General features: G+C 69.2%; 8 protein-coding genes. 6 read left to right on the top strand and 2 right to left on the bottom strand.

Annotated elements, in window-relative coordinates:
• The first annotated feature begins 53 nt into the window (after positions 1-53).
• The 4 genes from purN to WBL05_RS07420 are packed head-to-tail and all read left to right on the top strand — an operon-like array spanning position 54 to position 3,363.
• Complete coding sequence (gene purN, locus WBL05_RS07435; protein ID WP_424224857.1) at positions 54-626, top strand: phosphoribosylglycinamide formyltransferase; 573 nt, start codon at positions 54-56, stop codon at positions 624-626.
• Entirely contained in the window at positions 619-2,178 is a 1,560-nt protein-coding gene (gene purH, locus WBL05_RS07430; RefSeq protein ID WP_424224855.1) for a bifunctional phosphoribosylaminoimidazolecarboxamide formyltransferase/IMP cyclohydrolase, read from the top strand. The genes purN and purH overlap by 8 nt, the downstream gene beginning before the upstream one ends.
• Before the next feature lie 12 nt (positions 2,179-2,190).
• The gene (locus tag WBL05_RS07425; protein WP_424224853.1) at positions 2,191-3,036 is read left to right on the top strand and encodes a bifunctional methylenetetrahydrofolate dehydrogenase/methenyltetrahydrofolate cyclohydrolase; all 846 of its coding nucleotides are present in this window, start codon (positions 2,191-2,193) and stop codon (positions 3,034-3,036) included.
• 3 nt (positions 3,037-3,039) lie between these two features.
• A complete protein-coding gene (locus WBL05_RS07420; protein ID WP_424224852.1) occupies positions 3,040-3,363 on the top strand; it encodes a DUF3017 domain-containing protein in 324 nt (107 codons plus the stop codon).
• A gap of 42 nt (positions 3,364-3,405) precedes the next feature.
• Here the strand turns inward: WBL05_RS07420 and WBL05_RS07415 are convergent, their stop codons facing one another.
• Positions 3,406-4,389 (bottom strand): malate dehydrogenase, encoded by a 984-nt coding sequence (locus WBL05_RS07415; RefSeq protein WP_424224851.1) that lies wholly within the window; start codon positions 4,387-4,389, stop codon positions 3,406-3,408.
• Between the two features lie 200 nt (positions 4,390-4,589).
• Positions 4,590-5,432, bottom strand: coding sequence for a formyltetrahydrofolate deformylase (locus WBL05_RS07410; RefSeq protein ID WP_424224849.1), 843 nt, complete (start codon positions 5,430-5,432; stop codon positions 4,590-4,592).
• Here WBL05_RS07410 and WBL05_RS07405 point away from each other — a divergent pair.
• Together WBL05_RS07405 and WBL05_RS07400 are read left to right on the top strand one after the other, a co-directional pair.
• Complete coding sequence (locus tag WBL05_RS07405) at positions 5,427-5,966, top strand: hypothetical protein (protein ID WP_424224847.1); 540 nt, start codon at positions 5,427-5,429, stop codon at positions 5,964-5,966. The genes WBL05_RS07410 and WBL05_RS07405 overlap by 6 nt on opposite strands.
• Positions 5,967-6,128: 162 nt before the next feature.
• A partial coding sequence (locus tag WBL05_RS07400; protein ID WP_424224845.1) for a proline dehydrogenase family protein occupies positions 6,129-7,312 on the top strand: 1,184 nt, incomplete at its 3' end.

Genomic DNA, 7,312 nt, shown 5'->3' with positions numbered 1-7,312 from the left:
CCACCACGGTGGTGGCCGCCCGGCGTCCAACCGGCGACGAGTAGGCTACCGCCGTGGTTTGTCGCGTGGTGGTGCTGGTCTCGGGCACGGGAACCCTGCTGCAAGCCCTGCTGGACGCCAGCGCCGAGCCGGACGCCGCGTTCACCGTGGTGGCTGTCGGCTCCGACCGCGCCGACGCCTTCGGGCTGGAGCGGGCGGAGCGGGCCGGGGTGCCCGGCTTCTTGGTACCGATGCTCGCCGATCGGGCCCTGTGGGACCGTCAGCTGACCGCCGCCGTCGCCGAGCACCGGCCCGACCTGGTGGTCAGCGCCGGTTTCATGAGGCTGGTGGGGCCGGCGTTCCTGCTACAGTTCGGTGGCCGGTTCATCAACAGCCACCCGGCCCTGCTGCCCAGCTTCCCCGGCATGCACGGCGTCCGGGACGCGCTGGCGGCCGGGGTGAAGGTCAGCGGCACCACCGTCTTCATGGTCGACGAGGGCGTCGACACCGGACGCATCCTGGCCCAGCGCGCCGTCGACGTCCTGCCGGACGACACCGAGGAAACCCTGCATGAACGCATCAAGGTGGTCGAGCGCCAACTGCTCGTCCAGGTAGTGAACGAACTGGCGAAGGAGAGCCGTGTCTGAGCTGCAGTCAATCAAGCGTGCGCTGGTTTCGGTGTACGACAAGACCGGGCTGACCGAACTGGCTCAGCAGTTGGCGGGCGCCGGTGTCGAGATCGTCTCCACCGGCTCGACGGCGGCCCGGCTGACCGACGCCGGGGTGCCGGTCACTCCGGTCGAGCAGCTCACCGGGTTCCCCGAGTGCCTGGACGGCCGGGTCAAGACCCTGCACCCGAACGTGCACGCCGGCATCCTGGCCGACCGGCGGCTGGCCTCGCACCGCCAGCAACTCGACGAGCTGGGCATTGCACCGTTCGACCTGGTGGTGGTGAACCTCTATCCGTTCACCCAGACCGTCGCCTCCGGCGCCTCGCCGGAGGAGTGTGTAGAACAGGTCGACATCGGCGGGCCCGCCATGGTGCGCGCGGCGGCCAAGAACCACGCAAGCGTCGCGGTGGTCACCTCCCCCGACCAGTACCAGATGGTGGCCGACGCACTGGCAGCCGGCGGCACCGACCTGACGACCCGGCAGCGGCTGGCAGCGCAGGCGTTCGCGCACACCGCCTCCTACGACGTGGCAGTGGCCAGCTGGTTCGGCAACGTGCTGGTCGACATCTCCGGTGGGGACGGCTTTCCCGCCTGGGCGGGCGGTACCTGGACCAAGCGCGGCGCACTGCGCTACGGCGAGAACTCCCACCAGCCTGCCGCCCTCTACGCCTCGGCGGACGGCCCGGCCGGCATCACCCAGGCCGTCCAGCTGCACGGCAAGGAGATGAGCTACAACAACTACACCGACGGCGACGCCGCCTACCGGGCCGCCTACGACTTTGACGAACCCGCCGTGGCGATCATCAAGCACGCCAATCCGTGCGGCATCGCGGTCGGCTCCGACGTCGCGCAGGCGCACCGCAAGGCTCACGCCTGCGACCCGGTCTCGGCCTTCGGGGGCGTGATCGCCACCAACCGTCCGGTCAGCGTGGCGATGGCCCAGCAGGTCGCCGAGGTGTTCACCGAGGTCGTCATCGCGCCCGACTACGAGGAGGGCGCCTTCGAGGTGCTCGCCGGCAAGAAAAACATCCGCATCCTCCGGGCCGGCCCGTACAGCGCACCGGAGGTCCAGCTCAACACGATCTCCGGCGGGGCGCTGCTGCAGGCCCCCGACCGAATCGACGCCCCCGGCGACGATCCGGCGAACTGGCAACTGGTCAGCGGCGATGCCGCAGACCCCGCAACACTGGCCGACCTGGTCTTCGCCTGGCGGGCCTGCCGTTCGGTGAAGTCGAACGCGATCCTGCTGGCCGCCGACGGGGCCTCGGTCGGAGTCGGCATGGGTCAGGTGAACCGGGTCGACTCCTGCCGGCTGGCGGTCGAGCGGGCCGGCGACCGCGCCGCCGGCTCGGTGGCCGCCTCGGACGCCTTCTTCCCGTTCAGCGACGGCCCCCAGATCCTGCTGGACGCCGGGGTGCGGGCGATAGTCCAGCCCGGCGGGTCGGTGCGCGACGACCAGACCATCGGGGCCTGCCGCGCAGCCGGTGTCACGATGTACTTCACCGGCAACCGGCACTTCTTCCACTGAAGGGAGCCAGCGATGGTGGCAACGCGCATGGACGGCAAGCTGGTGGCCGCCGCGATCAAGGACGAGCTCAAGGTGCGGGTGGCGGCACTGCACAAGCACGGCATCATGCCGGGGCTCGGCACCGTGCTGGTCGGCGACGACCCGGGCAGCCAGCTCTACGTCGCCGGCAAGCACCGCGACTGCGCCCAGGTCGGGATCGAGTCGATCCGGGTCGATCTGCCGGCCGATGCGTCCGCCAAGCAGGTGCGCGAGGCCATCGAGGGTCTCAACGCCGACCCGCGTTGCACCGGGTACATCGTTCAGCTGCCGCTGCCACCGCATCTTGACGACAACTGGGCTCTGGGGCTGGTCGATCCGGCCAAGGACGCCGACGGGCTGACCCCGACGAACCTTGGCCACCTGCTGCTCGGTGACCCGGCGCCGCTGCCCTGCACCCCGCGGGGCATCATCGAACTGCTGCGGCGCTACGACGTCTCGATCGCCGGCGCCGAGGTGTGCATCATTGGTCGCGGCGCCACCGTCGGGCGTCCGCTTGGGGTGCTGCTGAACCGCAAGTCGATCAACGCAACAGTGACGCTTTGCCACACCGGGACGCGTGACCTCGCCGACCACGTCCGGCGGGCCGACATCGTGGTCGCGGCGGTGGGACGGGCACACCTGATCACCGGCGACATGGTCAAGCCGGGCGCGGTGTGCATCGACGTCGGCGTCACCCGGGTGGATAGCAAGCCGGTCGGCGACCTGGCGCCCGATGTCTGGCAGGTGGCGGCGTCGGTCACCCCGAACCCCGGGGGAGTGGGCCCGATGACCCGGGCGATGCTGCTGGCCAACGTCGTCGACCTGGCGACCCGCGGCTGACCGATGGCCGACCAGCAGGAGGATCGAGTCATTCGCGTGCCCGAGTCGGGCGACGCGCGGCCCGACTTCCTCAGCCCGTGGGCGCTGCTGCTGGTGCTGGCCTTCTTCGCCGCCGGGGTGGTGCTGGTGGCGACCCGCCACTGGCGGCGCGGCTCGGTGATGATCGGCGGGTCGATGGTGCTGGCCGCGGTGCTGCGGCTGCTGCTGCCGGAGCGGCTGGCCGGCCTGCTGGTGGTGCGCAGCATGGTCTTCGACGTCGCCTGGTGCGCCGGAGCGGGTGTCGCGGTGATGGTGCTGGGACTGGTCGTCCCCGGCACCTTCGAGTGAGGCACCGGGGACGACCCGTCGTTGAGCTGCGACCTGAGCCGATCAGATCAGGCCGAGTTCGGTGACCGCCTGCTTCTCGTCGGCAAGTTCGGCGACCGAACGATTGATGCGGTCCTGGCTGAAGCCGTCGAGCTCGAGATCTTGCACGATCTGATACCGGCCGTCGCGCACCACGCACGGGAACGAGCTGATCAGGCCTTCGGGAACGCCGTAGGAGCCGTCGCTCGGCACCGCCATCGAGACCCAGTCACCTTCGGGAGTGCCCAGCACCCAGTCGCGCATGTGCTCGACGGTGGCGTTGGCGGCCGAAGCGGCCGAGCTGGCGCCACGAGCGTCGATGATCGCCGCGCCACGCTTGGCCACCTGCGGGATGAAGGTGGTCTCGATCCAGATCTGGTCGACCAGCACCCCGGCGTCCTGACCGCCGACCTTGGCGTGGAAGAGGTCTGGGTACTGGGTTGAGGAGTGGTTGCCCCAGATGGTCATGTTGGTGATCTCGCCGACGTTGACGTCGAGCTTCTTGGCCAGCATGGCCTTGGCGCGGTTGTGGTCGAGCCGGGTCAGGGCGTTGAAGCGTTCCCGCGGGATGTCGGGGGCGTTGCTCATCGCGATCAGCGCGTTGGTGTTGGCCGGGTTGCCGGTGACCAGCACGCGGATGTCCTCGGCGGCCGACTCGTTGAGGGCCTGACCCTGGGCAGTGAAGATGGCACCGTTGGCGCTGAGCAGGTCGCCGCGCTCCATGCCGGCCTTGCGGGGCATCGCGCCGACCAGCATGGCCAGGTTCGCGCCCTCGAAAACCTTCCGGGGGTCGTCGCCGATCACCACGTTGACCAGGTTCGGGAACGCGCAGTCCTCAAGTTCCATGACGACACCCTCGAGCGCCTTCAGGGCGGGGGTGATTTCCAGCAGCCGTAGCTCGATCGGCCGGTCACCCAGCAGCGAACCGCTGGCGATTCGGAAGAGCAGGCTGTAACAGATCTGGCCGGCCGCACCGGTGACGGCTACCTTGACGGGGGTCTCGCTCACAAGGATTCCTCTCCTCGATGTTGGGTTATGAACCTATGAACCTAGGCTAATCCAGCCGGCGGCCGAGGATGCTGCGGGGCGGCACTCCCGTCGGCGGGGCGCCGGGCGGTTACTGGGTGCGTCGGGTGGGGCAGACCAGCACTTTCTGCACACAATCCGGGGCTGGTGTCGCCCCGGCCGGGTCTCGCCCGGCGACCCTGCTACTTGAAGATCACCGTTCGGACACCATCCAGGAAGATCCGCTTGGCCGCGAACAGCCGTACCGCTGAGGTGAGGGTCTCCGATTCCAGGCCCTGCCCGAGACTGGTCAGTTCGGCGACGGTGTGGCTGTGATCGACCCGGCGCACGTTCTGCTCGATGATCGGACCCTCGTCCAGGTCGGAGGTCACGAAGTGCGCGGTGGCGCCGATCAGTTTCACCCCGCGGGTGTGCGCCTGCCGGTAGGGGTTGGCGCCCTTGAAACCGGGCAGGAAGCTGTGGTGGATGTTGATCGCCCTGCCGGCCAGCTCGGCGCACAGCTGCGGGGAGAGGATCTGCATGTAGCGGGCCAGCACCACCAGGTCGATGTCGAAGTCGGTCACGACCTGACGGATCCGGTCCTCGAACAGGTGCTTGTTCTCCGGCAGCACCACTTGGGAGCCGAACGGGATGCCGTAGAAGTCGGCGAGCGGGCGCAGGGTCTCGTGGTTGGACAGGATCATCGGGATGTCGACGGGCAGGTCGCCGGCACGCTGGTGGAAGAGCAGGTCATTCAGCGGTCCACCGGCCCTGCTGACCAGCAACAGGACGCGGCTGCGCTCGCTGGCCTCGGTGATCTCCCAGGTGGCGTCGAACCGCTTTGCGACGTCCCGCATGGCGCTGCGGAACTGGATCAGGTCGGTGGGCAGGTCTATCTCCACCCTCATGAAGAACCGTCCGGTGTCGGTGGAGCTGAACTGCTGCAGTTCGGTGATGTTGCCCCGGCAGCCGACAATGGCTCCGCTGACGGCGTGCACGATGCCGGAGGTGTCTTCGCAGGAGAACGTTAGGATCAACTGATGCACTCGCAGAGCCTACCGGCCAAGTTGCTCTCGCTGATCGACGCGCGCGGGCTGCGCGGTCGCACCTGCCTGATCGGCGTCGACGGGTTGGGCGCGTCCGGCAAGACCAGCTTCGCCCAGCGATTGGCCGACGAGATCGGCGGCGTCGTGGTACAGGTGGACGACCTGTCAGCGCCCGGTTCCAGGCCGTGGGAGATCGACCGGTTCATCCGCGACGTCTGGACGCCGCTGACGCAGGGACGTCCCGGCCGTTACCGGGTCCACCACTGGACACAGGACGAGCCCGGCGACTGGGTGGACGTGCCGGTCGGCGTCCCGGTGGTGCTGGAGGGTGTGCGATCGACTGCGAAGGTGAACCCGGGGCCGTTCGACCTGCGGGTCTGGCTGGACGCCGACGAGCCGACCCGGCTGGCCAGGGCGGGTGCCCGGGACCCCGGCCGGTTCGAGTGCTGGACGACCAACTGGATGCCGATCGAGAACGCCTGGCTGGCCGAGGAGCGTCCCGACCTGGCCGCCGACCTGGTGGTACGAATCTGATCGGGCGTGGCCGGGTGGTTCACCGGTAGCCGAACGGTCAGGGCGTCCACCCAGCGGCTGAAGGCGGCTTGCGCGGTTGGTACGCTGCGCAGGTACCCATGGCCCAGCGAACGTGCCGCGGGGAGCCCGAAGACCTACCCGACTCATCTGAGGTGGTTGACAATGACCGAACCCAGCATTCCTGCCCAACTGGTCGACCAAGCCGTGGCGCTTGCGCAGCGTTGGTACCAGGCCACCAGGAAGGGCGAGACCCCGGCCGAGCGGGCGACCTCCCGTCAGCTTGGTGCGCTGCTGGCCGACGAGAAGGGCCTCGACCTGGCGGTGCGGTTCGTCGACCGGGTCGCCCGTCCAGAAGATCCGCAGGTGGCAGCCAAGGAGCTGTCCCGGCTGTCGGCAGCGGACGCCACCGCCTTTCTCGGGTGGATGGATTCGACCTTGCTCGGCGTCGGTGCCAAGGTGGCGCCGCTGGCCCCGCCGGTGGTGGTGCCGATCGCCCGCAAGCGGCTGCGGCAGATCGTCGGCCCGCTGGTGGTCGACGCCCAGGATCCGACGCTGGCCAGGCACCTGGCCGCCCAGCGCAAGCAGGGATTCGCACTCAACGTCAACCTGCTGGGCGAGGCGGTGCTGGGTGAGGCCGAGGCGGCGTCCCGCACCGAACGCACCCGCAGGCTGCTGGAACGCGACGACGTCGACTACGTGTCGATCAAGGTGTCATCCCTGGTCTCGCAGATCACCACCTGGGACACACCCGGCACGGTGGCGCGGGTGCTCGACCGGCTGCGTCCCCTCTTCCGCACCGCCGCCGCGGCCACGCCCAACAAGTTCGTCAACCTCGACATGGAGGAGTACCGCGACCTCGACCTGACCATCGAGGTCTTCCAGGCCCTGCTGTCGGAGCCGGAGTTCCACCAACTGCAGGCCGGCATCGTGCTGCAGGCCTACCTGCCGGACGCGCTGCCCGCGCTGGAACGGATGCTCCAGTTCGCCCGGGAACGGGCAGCACAGGGCCGGGCACCGTTCAAGATCCGGGTGGTCAAGGGCGCCAACCTGGCGATGGAGCAGGTGGAGGCCGAACTGCACGGCTGGGCGCAGGCCCCTTACACCACGAAGCAGGACGTCGACGCCAACTTCGTCAGGTTCGTCGAGCGGGCGCTGCGTCCCGACGCCACCGAGATGATCCGGCTCGGCGTGGCCAGCCACAACCTGTTCGACGTCGCCCTGGCGCACCTGCTGGCCAAGCAGCGCGGGGTCAGCGACGCCCTCGACATCGAGATGCTGCAGGGCATGGCGCCCGCCCAGGCCCGCGCCATCAAGGCCGACGTCGGCACGGTGGTGCTGTACACCCC

Origin of the sequence: Brooklawnia sp. (assembly GCF_049651565.1) — a bacterium.
In the GTDB taxonomy this organism is placed as follows: Bacteria; Actinomycetota; Actinomycetes; order Propionibacteriales; family Propionibacteriaceae; genus Brooklawnia.
The sequence above is the reverse complement of the archived record's forward strand: the minus strand, read 5'-3'. Positions and strand labels throughout refer to the sequence as shown.